The sequence below is a fragment of the Nostoc sp. genome, assembly GCF_036917155.1.
In the GTDB taxonomy this organism is placed as follows: domain Bacteria; phylum Cyanobacteriota; class Cyanobacteriia; order Cyanobacteriales; family Nostocaceae; genus Nostoc.
The window spans coordinates 70881-95813 of the sequence record NZ_JBALDZ010000020.1 but is presented as its reverse complement, the minus strand read 5'-3'; the positions used below and the strand labels follow the sequence as shown (position 1 = coordinate 95813).

At 42.6% G+C, this 24933-nt stretch carries 24 protein-coding genes and 1 pseudogene; 15 read left to right on the top strand and 10 right to left on the bottom strand.

What is annotated here, in order from left to right; all coding sequences use genetic code 11:
* Window positions 1-225 precede the first annotated feature (225 nt).
* On the top strand, window positions 226-651 hold the full coding sequence (locus V7K67_RS02945) for a hypothetical protein (protein WP_335165185.1): 426 nt from the start codon (window positions 226-228) through the stop codon (window positions 649-651).
* Window positions 652-1054: 403 nt separating this feature from the next.
* On the opposite strand, the gene V7K67_RS02940 is transcribed toward V7K67_RS02945, so the two are convergent.
* Window positions 1055-1522, bottom strand: coding sequence for a hypothetical protein (locus V7K67_RS02940; RefSeq protein WP_334733967.1), 468 nt, complete (start codon window positions 1520-1522; stop codon window positions 1055-1057).
* A 573-nt stretch (window positions 1523-2095) separates the two neighbouring features.
* Between V7K67_RS02940 and menB the strand changes: the two genes are divergently transcribed.
* On the top strand, window positions 2096-2929 hold the full coding sequence (gene menB / locus V7K67_RS02935) for a 1,4-dihydroxy-2-naphthoyl-CoA synthase (protein WP_334733966.1): 834 nt from the start codon (window positions 2096-2098) through the stop codon (window positions 2927-2929).
* A gap of 127 nt (window positions 2930-3056) precedes the next feature.
* Here the strand turns inward: menB and V7K67_RS02930 are convergent, their stop codons facing one another.
* On the bottom strand, window positions 3057-3371 hold the full coding sequence (locus V7K67_RS02930; protein ID WP_179067663.1) for a hypothetical protein: 315 nt from the start codon (window positions 3369-3371) through the stop codon (window positions 3057-3059).
* Between the two features lie 442 nt (window positions 3372-3813).
* Window positions 3814-4353 carry a DUF721 domain-containing protein gene (locus V7K67_RS02925; RefSeq protein WP_334733965.1) on the bottom strand — a complete coding sequence of 180 codons (540 nt, stop codon included), beginning with the start codon at window positions 4351-4353 and terminating at the stop codon, window positions 3814-3816.
* A gap of 306 nt (window positions 4354-4659) precedes the next feature.
* On the opposite strand from V7K67_RS02925, the gene V7K67_RS02920 reads away from it, so the two are divergent.
* From V7K67_RS02920 to V7K67_RS02910, 3 genes are all read left to right on the top strand, one after another.
* On the top strand, window positions 4660-6024 hold the full coding sequence (locus V7K67_RS02920; RefSeq protein WP_334733964.1) for a hypothetical protein: 1365 nt from the start codon (window positions 4660-4662) through the stop codon (window positions 6022-6024).
* A gap of 274 nt (window positions 6025-6298) precedes the next feature.
* On the top strand, window positions 6299-7051 hold the full coding sequence (locus V7K67_RS02915) for a PspA/IM30 family protein (protein ID WP_335165182.1): 753 nt from the start codon (window positions 6299-6301) through the stop codon (window positions 7049-7051).
* A 421-nt stretch (window positions 7052-7472) separates the two neighbouring features.
* Complete coding sequence (locus V7K67_RS02910; RefSeq protein ID WP_179067659.1) at window positions 7473-8255, top strand: PspA/IM30 family protein; 783 nt, start codon at window positions 7473-7475, stop codon at window positions 8253-8255.
* 18 nt (window positions 8256-8273) lie between these two features.
* Here the strand turns inward: V7K67_RS02910 and V7K67_RS02905 are convergent, their stop codons facing one another.
* The gene (locus tag V7K67_RS02905; RefSeq protein WP_334733963.1) at window positions 8274-8528 is read right to left on the bottom strand and encodes a helix-turn-helix domain-containing protein; all 255 of its coding nucleotides are present in this window, start codon (window positions 8526-8528) and stop codon (window positions 8274-8276) included.
* Here V7K67_RS02905 and V7K67_RS02900 point away from each other — a divergent pair.
* The 5 genes and pseudogenes from V7K67_RS02900 to V7K67_RS02880 all read left to right on the top strand — a co-directional run bounded on the left by V7K67_RS02900 (window position 8515) and on the right by V7K67_RS02880 (window position 13149).
* Entirely contained in the window at window positions 8515-8652 is a 138-nt protein-coding gene (locus V7K67_RS02900) for a ribbon-helix-helix protein, CopG family (protein WP_334705885.1), read from the top strand. The two genes, V7K67_RS02905 and V7K67_RS02900, sit on opposite strands and share 14 nt — an antisense overlap.
* Window positions 8653-8866: 214 nt before the next feature.
* On the top strand, window positions 8867-9202 hold the full coding sequence (locus V7K67_RS02895) for a thioredoxin family protein (RefSeq protein WP_179067658.1): 336 nt from the start codon (window positions 8867-8869) through the stop codon (window positions 9200-9202).
* Window positions 9203-9247: 45 nt separating this feature from the next.
* On the top strand, window positions 9248-10477 hold the full coding sequence (locus tag V7K67_RS02890) for an LL-diaminopimelate aminotransferase (protein ID WP_334733962.1): 1230 nt from the start codon (window positions 9248-9250) through the stop codon (window positions 10475-10477).
* 1094 nt (window positions 10478-11571) lie between these two features.
* A complete protein-coding gene (locus V7K67_RS02885; RefSeq protein ID WP_335165179.1) occupies window positions 11572-12582 on the top strand; it encodes an NF038130 family PEP-CTERM protein in 1011 nt (336 codons plus the stop codon).
* 143 nt (window positions 12583-12725) lie between these two features.
* Window positions 12726-13149: pseudogene (locus V7K67_RS02880) on the top strand (response regulator).
* Window positions 13150-13170: 21 nt separating this feature from the next.
* Here V7K67_RS02880 and V7K67_RS02875 read toward each other — a convergent pair.
* Window positions 13171-13350, bottom strand: coding sequence for a hypothetical protein (locus tag V7K67_RS02875; RefSeq protein ID WP_334709346.1), 180 nt, complete (start codon window positions 13348-13350; stop codon window positions 13171-13173).
* A gap of 604 nt (window positions 13351-13954) precedes the next feature.
* Between V7K67_RS02875 and uvrC the strand changes: the two genes are divergently transcribed.
* On the top strand, window positions 13955-15832 hold the full coding sequence (gene uvrC / locus V7K67_RS02870; protein WP_334732571.1) for an excinuclease ABC subunit UvrC: 1878 nt from the start codon (window positions 13955-13957) through the stop codon (window positions 15830-15832).
* A gap of 859 nt (window positions 15833-16691) precedes the next feature.
* Window positions 16692-16871, top strand: a complete 180-nt coding sequence (locus tag V7K67_RS02865) for a replication restart DNA helicase PriA (RefSeq protein ID WP_292836020.1) — start codon at window positions 16692-16694, stop codon at window positions 16869-16871.
* Window positions 16872-17225: 354 nt separating this feature from the next.
* On the opposite strand, the gene V7K67_RS02860 is transcribed toward V7K67_RS02865, so the two are convergent.
* The 5 genes from V7K67_RS02860 to lgt form a co-directional block, all read right to left on the bottom strand.
* Window positions 17226-17696 carry a hypothetical protein gene (locus tag V7K67_RS02860; RefSeq protein ID WP_334709344.1) on the bottom strand — a complete coding sequence of 157 codons (471 nt, stop codon included), beginning with the start codon at window positions 17694-17696 and terminating at the stop codon, window positions 17226-17228.
* A gap of 487 nt (window positions 17697-18183) precedes the next feature.
* Entirely contained in the window at window positions 18184-19278 is a 1095-nt protein-coding gene (gene rlmN / locus V7K67_RS02855; RefSeq protein WP_334732570.1) for a 23S rRNA (adenine(2503)-C(2))-methyltransferase RlmN, read from the bottom strand.
* Between the two features lie 265 nt (window positions 19279-19543).
* Window positions 19544-19897, bottom strand: coding sequence for a phenylpyruvate tautomerase MIF-related protein (locus tag V7K67_RS02850; RefSeq protein WP_273763732.1), 354 nt, complete (start codon window positions 19895-19897; stop codon window positions 19544-19546).
* 129 nt (window positions 19898-20026) lie between these two features.
* Window positions 20027-20851 carry a precorrin-4 C(11)-methyltransferase gene (gene cobM / locus V7K67_RS02845; RefSeq protein WP_334732569.1) on the bottom strand — a complete coding sequence of 275 codons (825 nt, stop codon included), beginning with the start codon at window positions 20849-20851 and terminating at the stop codon, window positions 20027-20029.
* A 240-nt stretch (window positions 20852-21091) separates the two neighbouring features.
* Window positions 21092-21967 carry a prolipoprotein diacylglyceryl transferase gene (gene lgt, locus V7K67_RS02840; RefSeq protein WP_334709740.1) on the bottom strand — a complete coding sequence of 292 codons (876 nt, stop codon included), beginning with the start codon at window positions 21965-21967 and terminating at the stop codon, window positions 21092-21094.
* Window positions 21968-22464: 497 nt separating this feature from the next.
* Here lgt and coaD point away from each other — a divergent pair, with 497 nt between their 5' ends.
* The 3 genes from coaD (at window position 22465) to V7K67_RS02825 (ending at window position 24932) form a co-directional block, all read left to right on the top strand.
* Entirely contained in the window at window positions 22465-23016 is a 552-nt protein-coding gene (gene coaD / locus V7K67_RS02835) for a pantetheine-phosphate adenylyltransferase (protein ID WP_179067646.1), read from the top strand.
* Window positions 22926-23594, top strand: a complete 669-nt coding sequence (locus tag V7K67_RS02830) for a DivIVA domain-containing protein (protein WP_334732568.1) — start codon at window positions 22926-22928, stop codon at window positions 23592-23594. The genes coaD and V7K67_RS02830 overlap by 91 nt, the downstream gene beginning before the upstream one ends.
* A 291-nt stretch (window positions 23595-23885) precedes the next feature.
* Window positions 23886-24932 carry an AAA family ATPase gene (locus tag V7K67_RS02825; protein WP_334732567.1) on the top strand — a complete coding sequence of 349 codons (1047 nt, stop codon included), beginning with the start codon at window positions 23886-23888 and terminating at the stop codon, window positions 24930-24932.
* The last annotated feature ends 1 nt before the right edge of the window (window position 24933 follow it).

Sequence of the window (24933 nt, the reverse complement as noted above, 5' to 3'; positions counted from 1 at the left end):
GAACGGCATGGCTTCGCTTAGAGCGAGTCCGCGTTCGCTTTTAGCGTCTCGTAGAGAGCGTCGGCAGGAGGTTTAAGAAAATAATTCTTATGAAGCCATGCGTTAGCGTCGCCGATCGCAGGTATCGTTTTTGTAATAGGTGTAGCAACCATGAACCCAGAAGCTAAACATATTGTTAGCGAACTAAGGCATAAGTTCTACTCTAACTTTGCTGCTGCTATGAATATGCCAGTGATTATAACTGGTACATCTTATAGTAGTAATTCACCGATAGCATCTTGGATGGATCATAGGCAAAGACTGAACTATATAAATGTATACGCTTATACAGCACCCGATGAATTTGTCCCGTTTCGTCCATTCATTCTTCGACTGGCGATTAACAAGAGTGCTGGTAGAGTGACGGTGTTCAGAAAAGGACAAGTATGCCGGGGTCTAAATTTGGTGTGGGATTTCGAGTTAACTGTACTACCAAAAGAAATCTTAGACTTTCTTCCCTGGATAGTTAACTTAGTTGAAGCCCATGATAAAGGTTCGCCATTGTTGCTACAATCACCACCCCATTCATTTGAATTAAAAGCAGAGGTCGGGTTATTTAATAACGCATGGACTCAGAAGGCTTGGCTGCTTGCAAATTCGACAATATCCTAATAGACTTGTCCGCGAATCCTAACTGCTTATAAGGAAAGGTTTTGACGGATTAGATAGAAACTGCGATCGCGTCATGAAAGCCACGAGAAAAGTAGGCTTTTGAGACTATATAGCGCAATACGGTTCAGTTAAGCATTTCTTTCTTTTCTCTGCGTCCTCTGCGTCTTCTCTACGAGACGCTACGCGAAGGCGGTTTGTTAAAAATTTGACTTTGATAACAGAGTTTTAGCCTTAACCCAAGCGTATTGCTATATAGCGTTTTCTAAGCAACTATCACAACTTGGTAAACTGTTGTGCATACAAGTTGCACAATTGAAATTGTGGGTAAGAACTTCAAACCCTCTCCTCTGCTCCCCTACGGTCTCAACATGTAAATTAAGTACTTAACAGCTTATTACACTAATTAATCATCATCTTTCTTGTTCTTTCTACATAGTAATAATGTAAATCCAGTTAATACAAATAATCCTGGTAATGTATTAGGTTCATTTAGTAGTGTTGGTTCTGATATTTGTGTTACATCAATGTCAAAATATGGGGTGGGGTTAGTAAAAGCAAACCCATTTGAAACAGTTATACTTTCTCTAAAACTTACAATACTAGCAGGTGTGCTGTTAACAGTCTCAACGATAGGATTTATTTCTGCAAAGTAGTTGTTTCGACTCAGTAGCGCATCAGTATTTTTATAATTGTTGCTTGTAAGTAGTGTGAAGGAAACAGCTGATTGTGCATCGTCAGATATACCTTCACTGTCTAATAATGGTGAATTAGAACCTGGATTATCACCAATTAGTGATACGGCTGATGCAGGTGTATTAGATACTGAGAATGTAATAGCAGCTAAGGCTATAGCAGCTAAACCTTTAAACAATAAGTTTTCTAGTATTAGAGTACTAGAGTGTTCTATACTATGCACTTGATTGATAACTAAGTAATTCTACATAAGTAGACTACCACAGCTATATTCTTTAATCAAAGTAAAATACTATTCTTTACCAGGTATTTACATACCCTTTACTTTAATTATTCATCTGTCTTTAGAAAGATTTTTATTTGAACTTCTATATACACATTTGACATATTAATGACACAACACTGACATAGATGTAAATAAAATCTTAAAAAAAAGAACTGTTAGTTAATGAATTTATCTAATTGAATTCATCACAATTAAGTCAAACAATTAAGACTTAAATCTCAAAATGCTCTCAGTAGTTCACTCTCGTGAACTTGGCTATTTTGGAACGTGTTTTAACCCTAGGCAGTGATTTGTCAGCTAATATTACATACGACGGCTTATTAGGCTGACCAGCAAACAACTCGTTTCTTTCTAAAGTTACCCGAATCATAATTTCACCTAATCATAGGGCGTAGCCCACCGCAGGTATCGCTTGTCCCTACGTCCGCGATAAAATTCTCAAGCACAACAGCGCACTCCATACCAATGCAAATTAACTGGCAAACTGCCAAAACCTACGAAGATATTCTGTATCAAAAAACTGATGGCATTGCGAAAATCACCATCAACCGTCCCCACAAACGCAATGCTTTCCGTCCTGAAACCGTCTTTGAATTGTACGACGCTTTCTGTAATGCTCGTGAAGATACCACTATTGGTGTTGTCCTATTTACTGGCTATGGTCCACATACTGATGGCAAATATGCCTTCTGTTCTGGTGGCGATCAAAGTGTACGGGGACATGCAGGTTATGTGGACGAAGCTGGCATCCCCCGCTTGAATGTGCTGGACTTACAACGCCTGATTCGTTCCATGCCGAAAGTGGTGATTGCTTTAGTTGCTGGATATGCGATCGGTGGTGGACACGTTCTACACTTGATTTGTGACCTGACCATCGCCGCCGATAACGCTATTTTTGGACAAACTGGGCCGAAAGTCGGCAGTTTCGACGGTGGTTTTGGAGCCAGCTATCTCGCCCGCATTGTGGGACAAAAAAAAGCTAGAGAAATTTGGTTTCTCTGCCGCCAATATGATGCACAACAAGCGCTAGAAATGGGCTTAATTAATTGTGTTGTTCCAGTGGAACAACTAGAAGCGGAAGGTATTCAATGGGCGCAGGAGATTTTAGAAAAAAGCCCGATCGCAATTCGGTGTCTTAAAGCCGCCTTCAACGCTGATTGTGACGGACAAGCTGGTTTACAAGAACTCGCTGGCAATGCCACCCTACTTTATTACATGACAGAAGAAGGGTCTGAAGGCAAACAAGCCTTTCTCGAAAAGCGTCCACCAGATTTTCGCTCTTTCCCTTGGTTGCCTTAGAATTGCAAAAATCGCACCTGACTAAAGGGTGCGATTTCTTTAGATATCAACTTTTACAGCACTAAAAATCTTAAAAACAAATCTTATTTTAAGTAGACTACAAACTCAGTCCAGTAATAATGGATGACTAAATAACCACTGCTTTAGTCTTTACCTGTTCAGATATAGAGGCAGTTATTTCCTCTATCGGGGCAAGAGCAGTATTGTCTAAATCTGAAGCTAGAGATTGACAAGATGTTAAAACTGGGGCTGCATCTGGCAAACCCCAAGCATCCTCCAAGGTTTCCCAAGAAGGTGCAAAAGGTGGGAGCGCCAAAGAGCAAGCCTTCCAAGTTGCTTGAACTGGTGCGCCCAACTGCTGGCACGTTCCACCACGGCGACCCTCTGGCTGGTAATGACGGCAATATTTACAGGCAGATGCTAAAACTTTAATGGGTTTCATTAGGATTCATCTTTAGTGTCGTTTCTGGCTGAATTTCATCTTTATATTTTGCTTCTATATATAAAGACGGAGAAAAGCCAAAAAGTCATTATTTTCTATAGGTTTCAGCGATCCCAAGTAAAAAATAAACTTCAGGATATTTTTATAATCTTGTTATATATTTAAATAATCATTAGAGCAGTTACATATAGATATCGCCTAAAACTTATTAGGGATCAAGATTAAAACTAAAGCTTTTGATTTCTCCAGCCTTTTAACTTCCTCCTTAAGGATGCCTAAAGGCAGAGAATTTTAGATAAATAGTCTGCTTTGCATACCACATTCGGCAGATTTTAGTAGTAAAATAATATCTTTTCTCAAGATTTAGAACTATTTGATGTAATGGCAGCAAGTTAGTTCAGGATAAATTCTGCTTAACGAATAATACTCAACTATTTTGCCTTCAAAACCGTTTAGCAGCGCAGACAGAACAGACTTCCCAGCGTTGGAGTTCACCAGGTGGGGTGGGAGATTGACATTGGGGACAAAGGGGTAAGCCATGCGATCGCGATCGCATGATCTTCGTCCAATGTCCAAAAGCCGCATTCACATCCTTCGTGGCTGTAGCATCAGGGTGGCTAATCTCATCCCCAAGATAACTGGGATGCTCATCGGGCGAAACCGTTTGTTGCTGTTTTCTCTCCACAGATCGATTTTGCCAGCCAGCAGTAGAGAAGCGAATATCAAGCAAAGGCGTTGGCAGCTTTTTATTTAACTTTAAAAGTAGAGATGTGCGACCAAAAGTCAAGTTTTGCGCCCAAGCAGCACTAGAAGTTGCTACCGACAAAACATCACGCTGAATCGACAATGGCCGAGTATTTGCAGCAACCACAGAACCAACAACTTCTGCCCAACACTTGAGTAGAAGTTGAAATGGTTGCTCCTGCCATTTAGCCTGCTTTTCCAGAATCCCTAAAATATCATTAATTGATTTCAACGACATCGTTAAAAGTGGGGAGTGGGGAGTGGGGAGTGGGGATTGGGGACTGGGGAAGATGAGCGAGCAGGGGAGCAGGGGAGCAGGGGAGCAGGGAGCAGGGAGCAGGGAACAGGGAACAGGGAACAGGGAACAGGGAGAAGAATTTTCCCCTCCGCCCCCCGCACCCTGCCCCTCTGCCTCTTTTCAATGCCCAATGCCCCATGCTCCATGCCCAATACCTAATCTATCTGTTTAAATAATTTCCGCTACTATTGTCACAAATATATCTAAAAGTTAGTTCCAACAATCTACGCTTGAGGCACAGAAACAATGACTCAAAATCCCTTGAACGATTCCGATAATCATCAATTGTCTAAAACACCTGGGTTGAAACCAGCACTAGCAGCAGCATTAGCGAGTTTAGAGGTACCGCTAGATCAAGAGTTAGCTCGATATCGACGTACACGAACTGGTTTAGTATCAAACCAGTCCCGTGTTGCAAGTTACATGAGTAATCAATCCCAGCCATTAATTGCCATTCCTACAACATCGGGCACAACTCAGTCATCGGTAACGGAAATTAAAACCAATGTACCACCGACATCTGTACCCGTTAATCATCAGGGAACCCCAGCGCCAACTAAGGCAAAAATTGACGTACCACCCACATCTGTAGCAGTGAATCCTGAGATCAAACCAGCACTAGCTACGGCAAAAACCGAGGAACTGAATAATCTTAATAATCTTAATGTGCCCTCTACCTCCGATTCTGCTAAAACACAAACTCAACTTCCACCACCCCCACCCAACTTTAGTAGCAGCATTGTGTCAGCACTCGTTAAAGGGACTAAAAGCGAAAATCTCTTGCAACCAGATAACACTCCTAAGCACCCAGATGATTATTTAGAATCTAGTGAAGCACTGCTGCGAAGTCTGGCAGAAGAACAACCAGAAACCAAGAATCCAAGTAATTCTAGTGACACTCTATTATCACCTTTGGGAATCGGCTCGATGTTGCTACTACTGGTGGCGAGTCTTACCTTGGGTTATGTAGTGTTCAATCCCAAAAGCTTACCACAATGGAATTTAGGCAATTTGTTTAATGGGAACTCGTCTCCCACACCAGAAAATACTGAAGAAGTTGGCAGTGATGTTCAACCTCAAATCCAGCCACCAAGTACATCTATGCCCAAATATCCCAATCTCGCTAATGAAGAGTTTCCTGAGGTGAGAGATCCTAATGATGTAGTTGGCTTAAAACCCAAAGTCCAACCAACCCCCGCAGTAGTCTCTCATCCAGTAGTTCCTCAAAACCCCACAAATCCTCAAGCGGCTTTACCTGAGGCCAACACAGCCTTAAAACCGACAAATCCGATCGCCTTAGCACCAGTACCGACGCTACAATCCTTGCCTCCTCTGAACTTGCCTCCCACTCCACCGATAAAAACCTCGCCTAAGGCAATCGCAACTTCACCAAAACCGAATGCAGAAATCAAACCAGGAACAGATGGGTTCTATCATATAGTGATAGATAATAAAGGTGCGGCTTTTGCGTCAGCACGGCAAGTAATTCCTGATGCTTATTTATCGCCCAACAAAGAATTGATTTATCTGGGTGCTTTTAAAACTAAAGAGCAAGTAAAACAACAGATGCAACTTTTACAGGCAAGGGGAATCAAGGCACGGGTTCAGTAGCCATAAGTTGTAAAAATTTACGATACCATGAGATAACAGTCCTGAGTCAATGAGTGCTGAGTTGTGAGGGCTAAGTGCTGAGTAGTAGAGACAAAATCTTGTTTGTTGACGACCCTACAACAATAATTCTTATACTCAAGACTTTACTTGGGCATTCAGCACTCTATAACTAAATTCATTACTCAGCACTCAGCACTCTATAACTAAATTCATTACTCATCACTCAGCACTCAGCACTGGATTTGGATTTGGATTTCGTGAATGGAGAGCCGACATGGAATTAATCAACCGTATTCTGCGGGTGATTCGCGCTAATTTCAATAGTTTGATTAGTGGTGCAGAAGATCCAGAAAAGATTTTGGAGCAAGCTGTTCTGGAGATGCAGGAAAATCTGGTGCAGTTGCGGCAGGGTGTTGCACAAGCGATCGCTACCCAGAAACGCACTGAACGCCAGGCAGGGGCTGCCCAGTCTCAAACAGAAGAATGGTATCGTCGTGCCCAATTGGCCCTACAACAAGGCAGCGAACCTCTAGCACGCGAAGCATTGACTAAGCGCCAAGCCTATAAAGAAACTACTACAGCCCTATTTTCCCAGATAGAGCAGCAAAACGAGATAGTAGTTAGGCTAAAAAAGGATATGCGATCGCTAGAGTTAAAAATTGCCGAGGCGAAAACAAAAAAAGATATGTATATTGCCCGCGCCCGTTCTGCTGAAGCGTCTTATCGCCTCCAGGAAATGCTCGGCACAACTTCTACCACTAGCAGTCTGAGTGCCTTTGAGCGCATGGAAGAAAAAGTTTTACAGATAGAAGCTCAATCAGAAGCAATCGCTCAACTTAGTAGCGACGACTTGGAAACACAATTTACTTCTTTGGAATCTAATGATGTAGATACCGAATTGGCAGCGATGAAGGTACAGCTTCTCAACCAGGCAGAAAACACACAGCACGAAAGTCTACTCATTGAGGAGAACCAGAAGACAGCGCAACCTCCCCAACAGCAGTTACCCAAAACTCAGGACTCTTGAAAAAGAGTCAGGAGGTAGGGAGCAGGGAGCAGGGGGATAGAACAGAAAGGGGATTTGACCATCTTCTCTTCCTTCACAAATTGACGAAGAGTCTTTTTGGGAGCAGGGGGATAGAACAGAAAGGGGATTTGACCTCTCCCTGTTCGGGAACCACTTAGTAGAAGTGGGGGAATCAGATCCATGTTCCGCAACGCTTGTAGGCTCAAAGCTTGGGTCATTTCCCCCTGCTCCTTTTCCCCAGTAAAGAGCCTCTTCTTGAAGTTCAACTAATTACCCCAATTTGGCGATATCTTAACAATTAGGAGTTGTTAGGAGATACTGATTCAAACTGGAAAGATTACATTGAAATAGGTAGCTATAAAAAAGTAAAAAAGCTAACTGTCCAACAAAAAGCGTAAATTACACAAGGAAAAACAAAGTTATGGGATTATTCGATCGCATTAAGCGAGTAGTTAGTTCTAACCTCAACGACCTGGTTAACAAAGCCGAAGACCCCGAAAAAATGCTAGAGCAAGCCATCCTGGAAATGCAGGAAGACTTGGTGCAGCTGCGTCAGGGAGTAGCCCAGACCATCGCCGCCCAAAAACGTAGTGAGAAACAGTACAGCGATGCTCAAAATGAAATCAATAAGTGGCAACGCAACGCTCAACTGGCGCTGCAAAAAGGTGATGAAAACCTAGCAAGACAAGCTTTAGAGCGGAAAAAGACTTATACGGACACTAGTGCTGCCCTCAAAGCTAGTTTAGATACCCAAAGCACTCAAGTTGAAACCCTCAAGCGCAACTTAATCCAGCTGGAAAGCAAAATTTCTGAGGCTAAGACCAAGAAAGAAATGCTGAGAGCGAGAATCACCACCGCCAAAGCCCAAGAGCAACTCCAAAACATGGTAAGTGGGATGAATACCAGCAGTGCCATGTCTGCCTTTGAGCGGATGGAAGAAAAGGTCTTGATGCAAGAAGCTCGGGCCCAGTCAGCAGGAGAGTTAGCAGGAGCAGATTTAGAAAGCCAATTTGCCCGGTTGGAAGGTAGTAGCGATGTTGATGATGAATTGGCAGCCTTGAAAGCGCAAATGTTACCACCCGCTACTCCCCAAAATCAAGCCCAACTGCCACCGCAACAACAAACCCCTGCTCCTAATCCTAAGTCTAATGAGGTGGTTGATGCCGAGTTAGATTCCCTACGCAAACAATTGGATCAGCTGTAAAATTGGCAGAAAACTTATTTAAGCTAGTCCCACACCTGTTGGCTGTGGGATTTTACATTCACAAATTAAGCTGCATCGGTCAATAATAGACCTTGTACGTCTTAACCAGTTCAATCTTTCCCCTAGTGCGTAGTTCCAATGACGACGCAACAACTCGCCCCAAGCCTCAAGAATAACAACTTGTTCGGGAGTAGGGTTGAGTTTGAACTGATAAGTTAGTAGCATATAGATATTGTACAGCATTGCTCCGTACTTTTGTATGACTACTCGCATAGATATTAGACTTCCAGAACAAGAGCTAGAAATATTAAAAACCTACTGCCAGCAACAGGATAGAACACAAACAGAGGTAATCCGTGAATTCATCCGTAGTCTTAAAAAGAAAAACAAAAGCTAATGATTTGGCAATTTCTGGGGTATCGTTAGCGAGGAACGAGCGTCACCCCAGTAATTGCCCTCCTATCCCCCGACGCTCGCAGACTCACTACCGCTCCGCTGTCACCGCCATAACGAAGTTTGGCGGTGACAGCGGAGATTTAGATAGACTATTGACGACTTTAGGATAAAGTATTGTGTGTGCCAACTTTGATCGCCACCTGATGGAGACTGCAATGAGTAAGGCTGTAATCACAATAACCGATGCTGATTTTGAAACCGAAGTGTTAAAAGCCGAGCAGCCTGTATTAGTTTACTTTTGGGCTTCCTGGTGTGGGCCTTGTCAATTGATGTCGCCCCTAATTAACTCAGCTGCTAGCAAATATAGCGATCGCCTCAAAGTCGTTAAAATGGAAATTGACCCCAACCCACTCACTGTTAAGCAGTACCAAGTTGAAGGTGTACCCGCCCTCAGACTATTTCAAGGCCAAGAAGTTTTGATATCCACCGAGGGAGTCATCGGCAAAGACAAATTACTAGCTCTCCTAGATACCCACTTAAATACTAATTAGTCAATAGTTCATAGTCCATACCAAATGACCAATGACCAATGACTAATGACTAATATGCAATTTGCAAAACGTTTACAACCCCTGCAATCAAATGTATTTGCTGATATGGACAGAGCCAAAGCAGTCGCTTTGGCCGCTGGACGACAGGTAATTGATTTGTCGTTGGGGTCTTCTGATTTACCAGCCGAGGCCCATGTAATTGAGGCGATCGCCCAGTCTCTTAGCGATCGCAGTACCCACGGCTATCTATTGTTTAACGGTACTCAAGGATTTCGGGAAGCCGCAGCCAGCTGGTACGAACAAAAATTTGGCATCAAAGTCGATCCTCAAACTGAGGTACTACCTCTAATTGGTTCTCAAGAAGGCACAGCCCATCTACCTCTAGCAATACTCAATCCCGGAGATTTTGCCCTGTTGCTCGATCCAGGTTATCCCTCTCATACCGGGGGAGTCTACCTCGCCAGCGGTCAAATCTACCCAATGCCACTACTGGCAGAAAACAGTTTTTTACCAGTGTTTGCTGATATTCCTGCCCCAGTCTTAGCCCAGTCGCGGATGATGGTATTAAGTTATCCTCATAATCCTACTGCTGCGATCGCGCCTTTATCTTTCTTCCAAGAAGCTGTTGCCTTCTGTCAGCAACACAATCTCGTGCTGGTTCACGATTTCCCCTACGTAGATTTGGTATTTGGGGAGAGTCAGGACTGGGCAGATTCTTCTCCCAATCCAAAATCCAAAATCCAAAATCCAAAATCCCTAGTCCCTTCAATTCTGCAAGCCGATCCAGAGAAAAGCGTCTCCATTGAATTTTTTACACTTTCCAAGTCTTACAATATGGGCGGCTTCCGCATTGGCTACGCTATCGGTAATGCCCAGTTAATTAACGCCTTACGCCAGGTAAAAGCCGCCGTTGATTTTAATCAGTATCGGGGAATTTTGAATGGTGCGATCGCTGCCCTAACTGGGCCGCAAGCTGGCGTCAAATCTGCCGTCGCTACCTTCCAGGAGCGGCGCGATGCATTCATCAGTGCTTTACACCGCATTGGCTGGAATGTCCCTACTCCCCAAGCCACAATGTACATTTGGGCAAAATTACCTTCACATTGGAGTCAAAACTCCATAGAATTTTGTACCCAACTAGTCAAACAAACTGGTGTAGCCGCTTCTCCAGGTGCTGGCTTTGGCAAATCTGGAGAAGGGTATGTCCGTTTTGCCTTGGTGCATAAGCCACATTTATTAGAAACTGCTGTGGAAAGAATTGCCGAGTTCCTTTAGGAACGTGGATTAAATTAAGATGCAAAACTTCATCCTGTCTCTAGCTTCCCTCTCCAATATATCGGCTACGGTGTACACACAAGTCTGGAATAGTTGATTAACCAAGGTTTTACCCCCCTTAATCCCCCCGATGCCTTGAGGGGAAATATCCGGTTCTCCCCCAAGGCATCGGGGGAGTCAGAGGGGGTGAAAAGGACTTGTTGTCAAGAGTTTTTGGCAGCAAAGTCTACAAATAGAACGCGCAGTCAGCCACAGTATAAATGTGCATTTTTGTCAATTTCAGCTAAAAGCCAATCTATAAGAAGCTTTTAGAGATTTTATTTTGCCTCCTTCCCAGTCTCCAAGGAGGAATGCCTAATCATTTGTGAGAGGTTAAGGTCAGATACAATTTGTCAATAAGCAATAGTACTTAAAATATTGCTGAAATCGGGGTTAGAAACAGAATTTTTGATTGGGCGATGCCTAGGTTGGGCTTTGCCTACGCGTCATCTTGATACGCATCATTTATTCTTAACCCATAATTTCAGTACAACAGTTAACTTAATACCTCGGCTCTTTCCAAATTTTAAGCATAATTTCTAATTGACAAAAGTAAGATTATCTTAACCTCTCACCGATGATGCCTAATTGGATATGCGCCTCCGTTGGAGACTCACGTTAATTGGAGGGCTGCCGCGTCCTGACTTACACCAGCAGCCTAATGCTGGAAACGAGGTTTTAAAGGGGTTTGAGCGTAAGTTGACACCAATCACAAATATGCGTTCCTACAAATCCCTGTATTATACTGAACTTGAAAATATTCATATCGTAGTATATATCACATGAATTTTTTAGAAAAATAAGTAATTAAACTTATCCAAATATCGAAATATTCGTCATCTTTTTATTGATAATCAGAAGGAACTTTACCCAATCAGGTCTTCTAATTATTAAACTGGGTTTGTGCGCTGAGATACCAAAGATGGCTAACAATGCAGGTCGCGTTTAAAAGCCGCCCTATTACCAAAAGCCTGTAGTCAAGATAGCCCAAGCCTAGAAACAGCAGTAGTTTAAAACTTAACTTCCAAACGAACAGAAACTTGAAAACAATGAAGATGACTTTTCAGAAACTTGTAATTGGTGCTTCAATGGCTATTGGTGTGAGCGCTATTGCCGCTGCCCCAGCACACGCTACATCTTTTAGCTTTGATAGTAATACAGCAGAAATTAACACTTACACTGGTGGCTCAAACGGTACCTTTATTAGAGGGAATGCACAAGGTGGTACTGACGCTGCCATCAAAGCTTTGACAGATAATGACCCCACTTCTAACGTCGAGCTTTGGTATTCTACTGAGAATCCAACTTCTAACGTTGGCTTCACCGCCACACAAGGAAACTACAGTGCTACTGTTAGCAGTGTCACTGCTAGTGACTGGAATAATTTTGGTTCGCAATGGGTGAGTGACTTGTTGAATGCCTACACTCCATTCCAGTCAGTGTGGAATGGGTTTTCAGACACTACCAAATCATTAATAACAAGTTCTTTTTCTTCATTAGGCATAGGAGATCCTAACATTGGTGGCTTCCAATTCGGTCAAAATGGCGGTGTACAACTGCAATTGGTTGGTGACTTAGATGTAAAGACCAAACTCTCATATACAATTTCTAGTAATCTTAACACTGCATGGAGTGGAGGAGTCGGAGCAATATTAGGCAAAGCGCAAGCAAGTATAACCGTTTCTGATATTGACGCTAAGATTTCATTACTTAAACCCCTGAGCGCATTAGCTTCTGTACAAGTTCAAATAAATCTACTTACATCATACAAAGACCTCCTCAACTTCCAAGCGACATTAAATAACTACACAGGTGGAATCGGAGTTAGTGAAATTGCCAAGGTAGTTACTGGTGGTCAAACCTACTACGCTTACAGCTTTAACCCTACTGTGTCAGGAATTACAGCCTCAGATGACCAGTTATCCTACAGCGCGTACTATACTTGGAATACACCTGGATACACAACTCCTACAAAGCAAGTCCCAGAACCATCACTAATGCTTGGTCTGTTGGGTGTTGCTGGCGTGTTTACTACCAAACGCAAGTTTAAAAAAGCATCTATCTAAAGTATCTATCTAAGATTGCGGGTTCAAAACTACAAAGAAAAAAGGGAGCTAACATCTCCCTTTTTTTTGATGAATAATTACTTCCAGTTACTTCTGGTCATAATTGTTGGCTTTTATTTAAAATTATCAGATAATAGGTAGCAATGACAGCACAATTACTCAATGAGAGATAAGCCATTGCGGTCACACAAAGTTAGACGAATTTTGCTAGTTGAAGACCATTATCTCAATCGGATGCTACTTAGCGACTATCTAAGTTACTGTGGGTACGAAGTCCAAAGCTTATCAGAAGGTTCTACTTTTTTCTCGACCATAGAGAAATTCGAGCCAGATTTAATGTTATTAGACTTGAAGTTACCAGATATTGACGGTTACTCACTCTTAAAACAAGTCCAGCAAAAACCTGATTTGTCAAAAATACCTATCATTGTTGTTTCAGCCTTTGCTTTTAAAGCAGATCAAGAACTAGCTATGAATTTGGGCGCACGTAGCTATTTTGTCAAACCTTTAAAACTCAAGGATCTCATCCTTAAAATTGAAGAACAATTTACTTGTCACCACAGATAAGCTTTTTTGCTAGGCGTGCATTTATTCTGCTTTCTGATCGGCAATAAACTCTTCAACACGCTCACTAAGAGTTTGTACGGAACTGCCAATAGTTGAAATTTTCTGTTGTACTTGCGCTAACAATAGCATTGCTGTTTGCAGTTCATTGAGGGTTTCAGCCATAGCTTCACGATACTGAACTTCAAAATCTTGTAAATTCATGATTTAACTCTTGTTTGAAATCATTATAATAACTATATTCTCAATCATAATCGTAAATTTAACTGACTCAATCCGTTAATTCGCTTAATGTTATAACTTCAATAAATAAACATAATTTTTGTCAATTGATAAAATTCTTATCTGGCATTTATATAAGCTATATCTAAACGCATTCTTTCTTTATTATTTCTAAAAAATAAAAACCAAAATAAAAAATATTCCTATCTAAAATATCAAGCTTCAGATAATAAAACATTATAAATTTAAAAACACTAATTATATATTCAAAAAGCAAAGTTTTTATTCTGACATTAGCATTCAACAACTAAGGTCGCAGCTAGATAAATTCTCGTTGACTCCAAAGTTTTTATGCTTGCAATAAGTTTTCTGACAAGTTTCTAGCTTGGAAACTGAGAGTGCTGAGTTAGGAGTTATTATTCTCCCAGTCCCCAGTCCCCAGTCCCCAGTCCCCAGTCCCTCTTTCATCTGTTCTGGCGTATGCAGTTTGTGACGGCTATTTCATCTTTACTTCATAAATAGTCTGTAAAATCGGCACGAAAAAACAATTTTTCTTAAAATAGAGAAAGATTACCTAATTTTAGTTGTGACAATATCTACTCAAATATTACCACTGGTTAAAGAGTCAGAACGACTAGAAAACCGTCTAGCCGAAATTCCACCGGAACCGGGGGTTTATTTCATGCGGGACAGGAGCGATCGCATTATATATATAGGTAAATCACGTAAGTTGCGATCGCGTGTCCGTTCCTATTTCCGGGATGGCTACAACAAGAGTGAACGTATCGCGACGATGGTCAAATTAGTGACAGAAATTGAATTCATCGTCACTGATACTGAAGCCGAAGCTTTAGCCCTAGAAGCCAATTTGATCAAGCAGCACCAGCCATACTTCAACGTGTTGCTCAAAGATGATAAAAAATATCCCTATCTCTGCATCACTTGGTCAGAAGATTATCCGCGAATTTTTATTACCCGTAAACGCCAATTCGGCAAAGAAAAGGATAAATTTTACGGGCCTTATACTGATGCTGGTTTATTACGAGAAATTGTCCGCATCTGCAAGCGGATCTTTCCCCAGCGACAACGACCTCAACCACTTTTTAAAGACCGTCCTTGCTTGAATTATGATTTAGGGCGTTGTCCAGGTGTGTGTCAACAGCTGATTTCACCAGAAGAATATCGCAAAATTGTCCAAAAGGTGGCGATGGTGTTTCAAGGTCGAACTCAGGAATTGATTGAGATTTTGACCCAACAGATGAACGCAGCCGCCGAGAACTTGAATTTTGAGTCAGCCGCGCGGATTCGCGATCAAATTTCTGGGTTAAAGTCGCTGACAGCCGACCAAAAAGTATCCTTACCAGATGATACCGTTTCACGGGATGCGATCGCACTGGCAGCCGACGAACAGCACGCCTGCATTCAACTATTTCAGATTCGCGCAGGTCAATTGGTAGGACGTTTAGCCTTTGTGGCGGATGCTCACGCAGAACCAGGAGCTATTTTACAACGAGCTTTAGAGGAACATTACCAAACTGCTGACTCGGTGGAAATACCCTTAGAAATTTTGGTACAGCATGATTTACCAGATGCGGAGATATTGGCGGATGTCTTAACTCAACGTAAAGGCAAAAAAGTCACAATTTTGACTCCTTTGCGGCAAACTAAGGCAGAATTAATTGAGATGGTAGAGCGAAATGCTCAGTATGAATTGCAGAGAATGCAGAAGTTTGGCGATCGCAATCACCAATCAATGCAAGATTTAGCGACCATTCTCGATTTAGCAGATGTACCCCACCGCATTGAAGGTTATGATATTTCCCATATTCAAGGGTCAAATGCTGTCGCTTCCCAAGTTGTGTTTATCGACGGATTACCTGCTAAACAGCACTATCGCCACTATAAAATCAAAAATCCGACGGTGACGGTGGGACATTCAGATGATTTTGCTAGTCTGGCTGAAGTCATCCAACGTCGGTTTCGTAAATATGCGGAAGATCAGCAATTAGCACGTTTGGGTAATCCTGACTGGCCTGATTTAATCATGATCGATGGTGGGAAAGGTCAGTTATCATCGGTTGTCGCTATCTTGCAAGAGATGAATTTATTAGAAGACTTGCGAGTTGTGAGTTTAGCAAAGCAGCGAGAAGAGATTTTTTTACCGGGAGAATCTAAACCTTTGACAACTGATGCAGAACAACCGGGGGTACAGTTATTGCGACGGCTGCGGGATGAAGCGCATCGGTTTGCAGTGAGTTTCCATCGTCAACAGCGCAGTGATAAATTGAAGCGATCGCGTTTAGATGAAATTCCTGGCTTAGGACATCATCGACAAAAGCAGCTACTAGGACATTTTCGCTCAGTTGACTATATTCGGCAAGCGACAACCACACAACTCGCTGAAGTAGCAGGAATTGGGCTGCGTTTGGCTCAAGAAATTTATGATTATTTTCATCCTGCTTGAAGTAATAACTTTACTCGGCACTCGTTACTCAGCACTGTTTCGGTGAGAGTCGGTGAAAACAAAATGTAGATATAGGACTAGTATTTGATTTTTGAAATACACGTAGTGGACTCTCTAGGCTAAAATAGTACATTAGACGTAGGTTGGGTGGAGCGGAGCGCAACCCAACATATATCAGGATGTTGGCTTTGGCAAAGCCTCCAACGCCACTTGCTACAACGCTCTTAACCCGCGCAACGCAGTGGCTCCCCAACCTACAATTTTTTTGCAACATTAAAGCCTAGACAGTCCACTACTTTTTTACTCAGCACTCGTTACTCAGCACTGTTTCGGTGAGAGTCGGTGAAAACAAAATGTAGACAGAACTTTGAGTGACTCCCGAAGTTCTGAGCAAAGGAAGCCGCCACTCAGGAGTTTGCTAATTTTAATTAGATTATCTCACCAGAATTTAATCTCATAAATCCTGTCAGCAAATATTAACTAAATCTTAAGATAGAAATTTTGTTACTAAATATACAGTAATTTGTTGGTTTTAATTTTTGAATACAAGAACGGCTTTTTTTGTATTCGTTCTAAATGACTATAAACAAGGTTTCCTCAAGGCATTAATCATAGGGATCAGTAAATCTCTAAGCAAAATTTAATTAAAAATCAATTTATGTATCTAAAGTAGGAGAGTAAAATCACTTAATTTTTAGGATAATAGATAGAGATATCAAAAACTTTTCAAACCTGAAATTTTGTTTAAAATAATCAGCCAATATTACAGCAATTTGTTAAGTTGGGTCGAACCAGAATTTTTCTTGGTTTAACTTGTGGCTTTACCAAATAAAAAATAATTACAACCAGGGGTTTTAAAATGCAGACAGTACAAAAGATTTACTGCCCAAATTGTGGTAGCCATGCGGAACGTTATTATATTTCTGATAGTCAATTAACTCGGACACAATGCCCAAGTTGTGACTACTTGATGATTAGTTGCACTCGCACTGGCAAAGTTATTGAAGCTTATGCCCCAGGAATTTATGCACACCGCTAGTTAATAAAAAAATTAAAAATTGGAGACAGTTTTCTCTAATTTTTAATGCAGCATAAATGCTGCGGTCAGCTTTCATCCCCTGCCTGAAGTCTGAAAAACGCAACTGCGTTGCTGTTTCTCAGGGGTTTTCAGCATTTTCTTTATAATTCAATACAGTTCAGAATGAGCAACAAAACACTTGTAGAGACGGCGATTTATCGCGTCTCGAAAACCCAAAATTGTTACCAGTAGACCTTCGTTGAACCGTATTGAGTCATAATTTAGTATGAATTGGAGTCCTGGCGGATAGGATTTAGCGGTTTACATACATTAGTGGCGGTTCTGAATTCTTCTTCAACAGAAATTTTGAACAGTTTACAGATTGTCTTTCTGTTGTCTGAGTTGTTGCTGTCGTATCTGTTCTTGTAATCTCAATTCTTGCTGTTGTCTAATTTGTTGATCTTGTCTGAGTTGTTGATCTTGTATTCTCAGCTGTTGCTGTCGTGTAAATTCTTGCTGTTGTAGTCTTGTTTCTTGTTGTTGCATTCTCAGCTGTTGCTGGCGTATCAGTTCTTGCCGTTGTCGTGTAAATTCTTGTTGTTGTATTCTCTGTTGTTGTTGTAGTTGTGGCTCTTGAAGATTTAAGCGTAGCCATGTTTCTTGAAGTTGTTCTTGTGTTTGCTGATTTCGCTCCTCTTGTTGTTGTCTCATTCTTTCTTGAAAAGACTCAGGTTGCTGAGGAATCGGTTGAATTATTTGTCCGTAAGCAGGAGAATTTATTGGCAAAGCTTTTGCAAGAACAATGACTAGTAGCCATAGTTTAAGCGTCAATGAGCGATTCAACATACGGTTATCTGTTATAGGTTTGGTCGAGCGATCGCTTAACCTTAATATAACAATTTCTACTATTGTCTCCTTGCAGCAATTGCGACTAACATCCAAATACACGTAAGGCCAAAGTAATTAAATTTACTGGCTGTAACAGATTAATTTAACCTTTTTCGCGGAATTCCCCATCCGTCTACACCCTTGGGAGAAAGAGAACATCATTGCCCTGAATGTGGATATCAAACTCATCGAGATCATGCGGCTGCTGAGATGGTGTTATTGCGTGGACTTAATCAAGCGGAAAACGCGGTCTTGGGGTTCCCCCAAGAGGAGCGATTTTCCAAGACAGTACCCGTGGACAATCGGGGAATGGAAACTGCCTGTGCAGGCGTACTACCGGGGTCAGAAATGGCTAGGCAAGTGCCGAAATCTCGAAAGGGAAAAACCAGGAAATCCAAGAAGTAATTCTTTGGAATCCCCATCCCTCTATAGGGTGGGGAGGATGTCAATTCTTACTTGCTCTTAATTGCCCACAAGCAGCATCGGCTTCTAAACCACGAGAATAACGGACACTAACAGCAGTATTTTGCTGCTTGAGGACGTTGACAAATGCTTGAATGCGATCGCGGTTAGGGCGTTTGTAGTCTACTTCTTGAATAGGGTTGTAGGGAATTAAATTTACATGACTTTGGAATCCTCGCAGGCATTTTGAAAGTTCTAATGCATGTTCTGGTAAATCATTAACACCAGCGAGAAGAACGTACTCAAAAGTAACCCGGCGGCCAGTAATTTCTACATATTCCCGACATTCAGCCAGCAAATCTTCTAAAGGATAAGCGCGGGCGCTAGGGATGAGTTTTTCTCGTAGTGCTTGATTGGGTGCGTGGAGACTTACAGCCAGAGTGATTTGCAAATTATTTTCCGCGAACTGACGGATGCGATCGCGAATACCAACTGTAGAAACTGTAAGCGATCGCTGTCCTATACCGACATCTTGATTCAGTGATTTCAGGGCTGCTAAAACATTCTCAGTATTTAACAACGGTTCACCCAGTCCCATAAACACAACATTGCTAACCCGTTGCTGAAAATCTTCTTGTACAGTCAACACCTGATCGATAATTTCGTGCTGTGCTAGGTTGCGTTTGTAGCCTCCCTTCCCAGTAGCGCAGAAATCACACGCCATCGGGCAACCTACCTGTGTAGAAACACAAACTGTCAGCCGGGCTTTTGGGCCTTCTCCCCTTTCTGCGAAGGTGGGGATACCTACAGTTTCAATAATTTGCCCGTCTGTTAATCGTAAAAGATATTTCACCGTGCCATCAGGGGCCTCGGAGCGATAATGTAAGATTGAGCGCCCAATAGGGATTTCTGCGACTTCTGCACGCCATTGCTTGGGGAAGACAGAAATATCAGCTAGCGATCGCACCCCTTTATCATAGATCCATTCATGCAGTTGCCTTCCTCTGTAAGCAGGTTGTCCCTGCTGCTGCACCCAAGTAGTTAACTCGGCAACGCTGGCACCTAGTAAGGGAGGGATTAATGCTGATTTTTCTGGGTTGTGTGAGTCAACCTGAGATACAAGAGGCGTAGCAGACATAAAAAATCACTAGTTGATGCTGAATCTCTATACTACACCTGCCAGATTAACTTAGTCTTGACCGAATGGCACTAAGTTAAGCTGAAGGGTATGCAGCGTAAGGATTGCAGAGGAGCAGGGGCGCAGAGGGGAATTTCTAAATATCCGAACGCAATGCTTAAAACTTCTTCTTTCTCCCCTGCTCCTCCGCACAAGAGCACCCCTGCTGCCTCAACGATTTTCCCTTTTCTTAGTGCCATTCAGTCTTGACCAAAGAAGATGTTAATTAACCAAAGGTTGTGCCATTCCAGCCCCACATTGCCCCCTTAGCGTCTGCAAACTCTATATAAATGCGATTTTTCGGCACACCTAGAGTTTGGTTAATCTGCTGGCAAAAGTCCTGACTCATCGCTGCGGTTTGATCTGGCTTCATCGTACCGATGCTTTTAATTTCAATGTAGCAAACCGGGTCAGTATTCCCTGCAAAAGTCATGGGGATTCCTGGTTCAAAAGCAGTCATTACATAGGATTCTGGTTTTCCTAAATGTTTCGCCAACTTGGCTGATAAGTTTAAAAGCATCGACTCAATTTCAGCTTTTTGAGGAGCAGATGCAGAAGTTTGCACTTTAATTAATGGCATAATACCGAAATTAGAATTTTGGTTTTTCTTCACATTGTTAAGTTTATCGAAACGCAGAGGCAATGAGGAGAGGAGGAGAATAAATGCCCCATCACCAATGCCCCATGCCCAATGCCCCATCCCCAACATTTAGTTATGAGATGAGCGAAATAGATGACTATGTTCGGGATGATATAAACGCGATCGCCCTGTTGCTGTCGAGAGTGCTGGACTGATGATATAAAGTGTAGTGCGGATTAGTTTTTCTTGATGAGTGCAGTCTGCCATTTGATTCAGAGGGACAACCTTAATTTTTTCATCAGGCCAGCCGATGCGAAAGCAAATCGCAATGGGGGTTTCGGTTGGATAGTGTTCGAGTAATTTAGCTTGGGCATTTTCGACGTGACGCGCACTCAAATATAGGCAGAGGCTAGCCTGATGTGCTGCAAGAGTCGCTAATTCTTCAGTGGCGGGGACTTCTGTACGTCCACTGATGCGTGTCAAAATGATCGTTTGAACTAAACCAGGGACAGTCAATTCTACTTTCAGTTTGGCAGCAGCAGCTTGAAAGGCGCTGATACCTGGTATGACTTCAAAGGGAATATTTGCCTCTGCGAGGAGGTGCATTTGCTCGTGGATAGCGCTGTAGAGACTAGGATCGCCAGAATGGAGACGGACTAGAGATTTTTGCTGCGATCGCACCCTATCAATCATAATTGGCAAAATCTCTTCTAAAGTCTGATTCGCAGTTCTAATGATCTCCGCATCTTTTCGGCAAAGTTCTAAAATTTGTTCGGGTATTAAAGAATCAGCAAATAAAATCACATCGGCAGCAGCCAGTAGTTTCTGCGCCTTCACCGTTAATAAATCAGGATCTCCCGGCCCTGCTCCCACAATATACACAGATGGCTCTAAACCATATAGTGTTTTTTTATCACTATAGTCTTCTGTATATTCACTTTTAAAAGAACACACGGCAATCCCTCAAAAAATTTTTGTGGCAAATTCTTCAGTATCTTTCCGGATTCATCTTCTTTCCCTAGTAGATAGTAATGGTAGATGCACCCTGGTTAAGCCCTAGAGAATATTCTGGGGCATTTTTTATTTTTGGGCATTGGGCATTCGGTATGGGGCATTCGGTATGGGGCATTGGGCATTGGGCATTGGTTATTTATTCTCCTCATCCCCTCATCCCCCTCATCCCCCTCATCCCCCTCATCTCCCACTCTCCCCATTACCCTTAAGAGTAGGAACTACATCAGGTAAAGGGCGTTTGAGTAAATAAAGCCAAGCTAATCCAACTAATCCCAATAAAATTCCGAGACTACTGACTACTTGTGCCATCCGTAACGGCCCCAGCATCAAGCTATCAGTGCGAAAGCCCTCAATCCACAAGCGTCCTAAGCTATAGGCTGGCCAGTAAACTAAAAATAGTGTGCCCACCTTCAGGCGTGGCTTACCGGATAAAGACCGGAAAAACAACGTTATGAGTAGCGTAAACACCATTAAATCCCACAGAGATTCGTAGAGGAAGGTGGGATGAAAGTAATCGGAACTAACATAGTCTAGAGGACGACGATCTGCTGGAATATAGAGCTTCCAAGGTAAATCAGTCGGATCGCCAAAAGCTTCAGAATTAAAGAAATTGCCCCAACGTCCGATCGCTTGCCCTAAAATCAGCGAAGGCGCTACTAAATCTGCCAGTTGCCAAAAAGAAACCTGCTTGATTTTGGCAAAGATTAACGCAGCCACAACGCCACCAAGAATCGCTCCATGAATGGCAATACCTCCTTCCCAAATCGCAAAGATTTTTCCTGGAGTTGGGGCATATTTTGACCATTCAAAGAAAACATAATATAGTCGTGCGCTAGGAATTGCCCCAATCAACAACCAAAAAAACAAATCCCCTAGCAACTCAGGATTAACATTACGGCGCTTTGCCAAATTCTGGGAAAGGATGACGCCAATTAACACTGCTGTAGCAATCAACAAGCCATACCAACGAATACTTAGTGGCCCTATTTTCACCAGAATCGGGCCCGGTGAAGTGAATTGAAATGCCAAGGGCAAGGTGGAAAAATCCAGTGCCATGAAAAATTACCTAGAAAAGTTCGTTAACTACCCACGCACTTTGCTAAGTACGGAGTTTCTTGCATCTCGAATACTGGAACTACACTTGAATTATCCACAACATTGTGGGGATGTAGGTAAAAATCCCGTATCCATATTTAGGAGTCTAGTTCCTAATGCCTAGTTGAGCATAACTTGTGCCACTAAAACAATTGAACAAGAGGCAAGGGAGCAGGGAGCAGGGGAGAAGGAACAGAAAGGGGGATTCAACCCCACCTGTTGCGTTAGCTTCCCGCAGGGTACGAGAACCACTTAATAGAAGTCGGGGACGTAAGAACATGTTCCGCTCCGCTACACGGCAGGAGTCAGGGGTCATTTCCCCCCGCTCCCTGCCCCCTGCCCCCTGCCTCTTCGTTGAATTTAGCATCCTTACTCAGAGCGCAAGATGGTAGATTTGAGTAAGTTACACAAAACGGTTTCGATATAATCACGTAAACAACTTTGATATATTTAAAATTGTGATCGCTATTTATCCTGGTAGTTTCGACCCCATCACCTTGGGACACCTTGACCTCATCCAGCGCGGGAGTCGGCTGTTTGAGCGGGTGATTGTCGCTGTACTGCGGAACCCCAACAAGATGCCACTTTTTAGTGTGGAGCAACGGCTAGATCAGATACGTCATTCTACACAACATTTATCGAATGTAGAAGTAGACAGCTTTGATGGTCTTACCGTCAACTATGCTCAAATGCGACAAGCACAAGTTTTGCTGCGGGGTTTACGGGCTGTGTCAGATTTTGAAGTGGAACTGCAAATGGCTCACACCAATAAAACTCTTTCTACCGAAATAGAAACAGTTTTTCTTGCAACCTCAAATGAATATAGTTTTTTAAGTAGTAGTGTGGTAAAAGAGATTGCAAGGTTTGGTGGCTCTATCGATCATCTCGTTCCCCCACACATTGCCCTGGATATATACCAATGCTACAATCAGAAATCTCCAATGTTGAACCCAATCTCAACGGAAGCAATCCCCCCCCTCAAGAATATCTCGGTGGAGAGGGAAGCATAGATATTCAACAAGAACTCAACCGCCTAGAGGAAATAGTTCTCTCTAGTCTCAGGATTCCGCTGACGGGACGCACGCTCATCGATGAAGAAAAGTTGCTGGATCAGCTTGATTACATCCGGCTGGCTTTACCATCACTTTTTCAAGAAGCAGCAGCAGTTCTTGAGCAAAAAGACGAAATTTTGCTGGAAGCGGAAGAATATGGACAGCAGGTTGTTGAGGCCGCACAAGCAAAAAGAGCGCAAATTTTAGCTGAAAGCGATATTATTCATCAGGCGGAACAGGAAGCTGAACAACTGCGGCGACAAGTGCAACAAGAGTGTGAGGGAATAATGCAAGAAACCCTCGCTGAGATTGAGCGTAAACGGTATGCTTGTCAGCAAGAGTTAGAGATGATGCGACAAACTGCGATCGCTCAGGCTCAAGAAATTGAAGATGGTGCCGATCAATATGCCGATGGACTTTTGGGAAATATTGAGCAGGATCTCAAAGAGATGTTGCGAATTGTCACCAATGGACGGCAACAACTGCAAATTGATAACCTCACCCAGCGCAATTCACCTCCTGGCAAAAAAAGATAAACTGTAGTCCTAGCATTTACCAGTTTGGGTTGACGGGTTTGTAGAAAGATGGTTTGATACATTTTTCTCATTGAGACGCAATGTATATATCCCGTTTTTACAAAAGATGCTTCGCTAGAGGCGCAACAGATGATTGAGCTAGTTGCGAGTGTCAATATAACCAGGTTTTATCCAACGAGACTTAAAATTTATTCAGGTTGTACAGTCAAACCAGAAGAAGGAGGTTTACTCTGTTTGTGAGCCACGTCTGCTTGGCAAATTTGCAATGTTTTCTGCCAACAGAGGAATATTATGCTAACTAGGTTGAAAGTTTCTGGTTTTAAGAACCTCGTCGATGTTGATGTCCGATTCGGCCCATTCACCTGTGTAGCTGGGGCTAATGGGGTCGGTAAATCCAACTTATTTGATGCTATTAGATTTTTAAGTGCGACTGCGGATATTCAACTAATTGAAGCTGCCTTATCTGTGCGAGATGAAGGAGGTCGAACAGCTGATGTACGTAGTTTGTTTCACCGTGTTGGTGACAAATATGCAGATGAAATGTCCTTTGATGCCGAGATGATTGTACCAGAAGAGGGTGTGGACGATCTAGGGCAAAAGGCGGAAGCTAGTATTACTTTTCTTCGCTACTCTATCATCCTCGCTTATAGATCAGATGATGGCTTACGGTCTTTAGGTTCCCTAGAAATCATTAAAGAGGAGTTAGTTCATATTAATCTTGGTGATGCCAAGAAAAACTTATTGTTTCCTCATAGTGTTGAGTGGCGTAAATCAGCAGTTAAGGGGCGGCGAACTTCACCATTTATTTCAACCGAGGACGACAAAGGAAAGACAGTAATTAAGCTACATCAAGACGGGAGAAATGGAAAACCCTTGTCTCGACTAGCCATGAATCTTCCTCGAACCGTGCTGTCTGTGGCTAATGCGGCGGAAAGTCCAACGGTACTGCTGGCGCGAAGAGAAATGCAATCCTGGCGGCTACTTCAGTTAGAACCTTCAGCACTAAGGCAGCCAGACGAATTTACATCGCCCACAAAATTAGACATGGATGGTTCTCACTTAGCTGCAACACTCTATCATTTGGCACGGTTCAACAAAAACCATTCAACAATTGGACTGTCAGATGATGAGGCGGAAGCACAGGTTTACAGCCAAGTTGCGAATCGGCTGGCAGAACTGATTGACGATGTGGGTGAAGTAGGAATTGACCGCGATGAACGACGTGAAATTCTAACGCTAATAGTCACTGGCAAAGACAGCACATCACATCCAGCAAGGGCACTATCAGATGGAACCCTGCGCTTTTTGGCTCAGACGGCAGTTCAGATAAAGCATTAAT

Coding starts and splice junctions, on each gene's coding strand:
- V7K67_RS02945 (WP_335165185.1), top strand. CDS start 226: ATGCCAGTGATTATAACTGGTACATCTTATAGTAGTAATTCACCGATA.
- menB (WP_334733966.1), top strand. CDS start 2,096: ATGCAAATTAACTGGCAAACTGCCAAAACCTACGAAGATATTCTGTAT.
- V7K67_RS02930 (WP_179067663.1), bottom strand. CDS start 3,371: ATGAAACCCATTAAAGTTTTAGCATCTGCCTGTAAATATTGCCGTCAT.
- V7K67_RS02925 (WP_334733965.1), bottom strand. CDS start 4,353: ATGTCGTTGAAATCAATTAATGATATTTTAGGGATTCTGGAAAAGCAG.
- V7K67_RS02920 (WP_334733964.1), top strand. CDS start 4,660: ATGACTCAAAATCCCTTGAACGATTCCGATAATCATCAATTGTCTAAA.
- V7K67_RS02915 (WP_335165182.1), top strand. CDS start 6,299: ATGGAATTAATCAACCGTATTCTGCGGGTGATTCGCGCTAATTTCAAT.
- V7K67_RS02910 (WP_179067659.1), top strand. CDS start 7,473: ATGGGATTATTCGATCGCATTAAGCGAGTAGTTAGTTCTAACCTCAAC.
- V7K67_RS02900 (WP_334705885.1), top strand. CDS start 8,515: ATGACTACTCGCATAGATATTAGACTTCCAGAACAAGAGCTAGAAATA.
- V7K67_RS02905 (WP_334733963.1), bottom strand. CDS start 8,528: ATGCGAGTAGTCATACAAAAGTACGGAGCAATGCTGTACAATATCTAT.
- V7K67_RS02895 (WP_179067658.1), top strand. CDS start 8,867: ATGAGTAAGGCTGTAATCACAATAACCGATGCTGATTTTGAAACCGAA.
- V7K67_RS02890 (WP_334733962.1), top strand. CDS start 9,248: ATGACTAATATGCAATTTGCAAAACGTTTACAACCCCTGCAATCAAAT.
- V7K67_RS02885 (WP_335165179.1), top strand. CDS start 11,572: ATGACTTTTCAGAAACTTGTAATTGGTGCTTCAATGGCTATTGGTGTG.
- V7K67_RS02875 (WP_334709346.1), bottom strand. CDS start 13,350: ATGAATTTACAAGATTTTGAAGTTCAGTATCGTGAAGCTATGGCTGAA.
- V7K67_RS02865 (WP_292836020.1), top strand. CDS start 16,692: ATGCAGACAGTACAAAAGATTTACTGCCCAAATTGTGGTAGCCATGCG.
- V7K67_RS02860 (WP_334709344.1), bottom strand. CDS start 17,696: ATGTTGAATCGCTCATTGACGCTTAAACTATGGCTACTAGTCATTGTT.
- rlmN (WP_334732570.1), bottom strand. CDS start 19,278: ATGTCTGCTACGCCTCTTGTATCTCAGGTTGACTCACACAACCCAGAA.
- V7K67_RS02850 (WP_273763732.1), bottom strand. CDS start 19,897: ATGCCATTAATTAAAGTGCAAACTTCTGCATCTGCTCCTCAAAAAGCT.
- lgt (WP_334709740.1), bottom strand. CDS start 21,967: ATGGCACTGGATTTTTCCACCTTGCCCTTGGCATTTCAATTCACTTCA.
- V7K67_RS02830 (WP_334732568.1), top strand. CDS start 22,926: ATGCTACAATCAGAAATCTCCAATGTTGAACCCAATCTCAACGGAAGC.
- V7K67_RS02825 (WP_334732567.1), top strand. CDS start 23,886: ATGCTAACTAGGTTGAAAGTTTCTGGTTTTAAGAACCTCGTCGATGTT.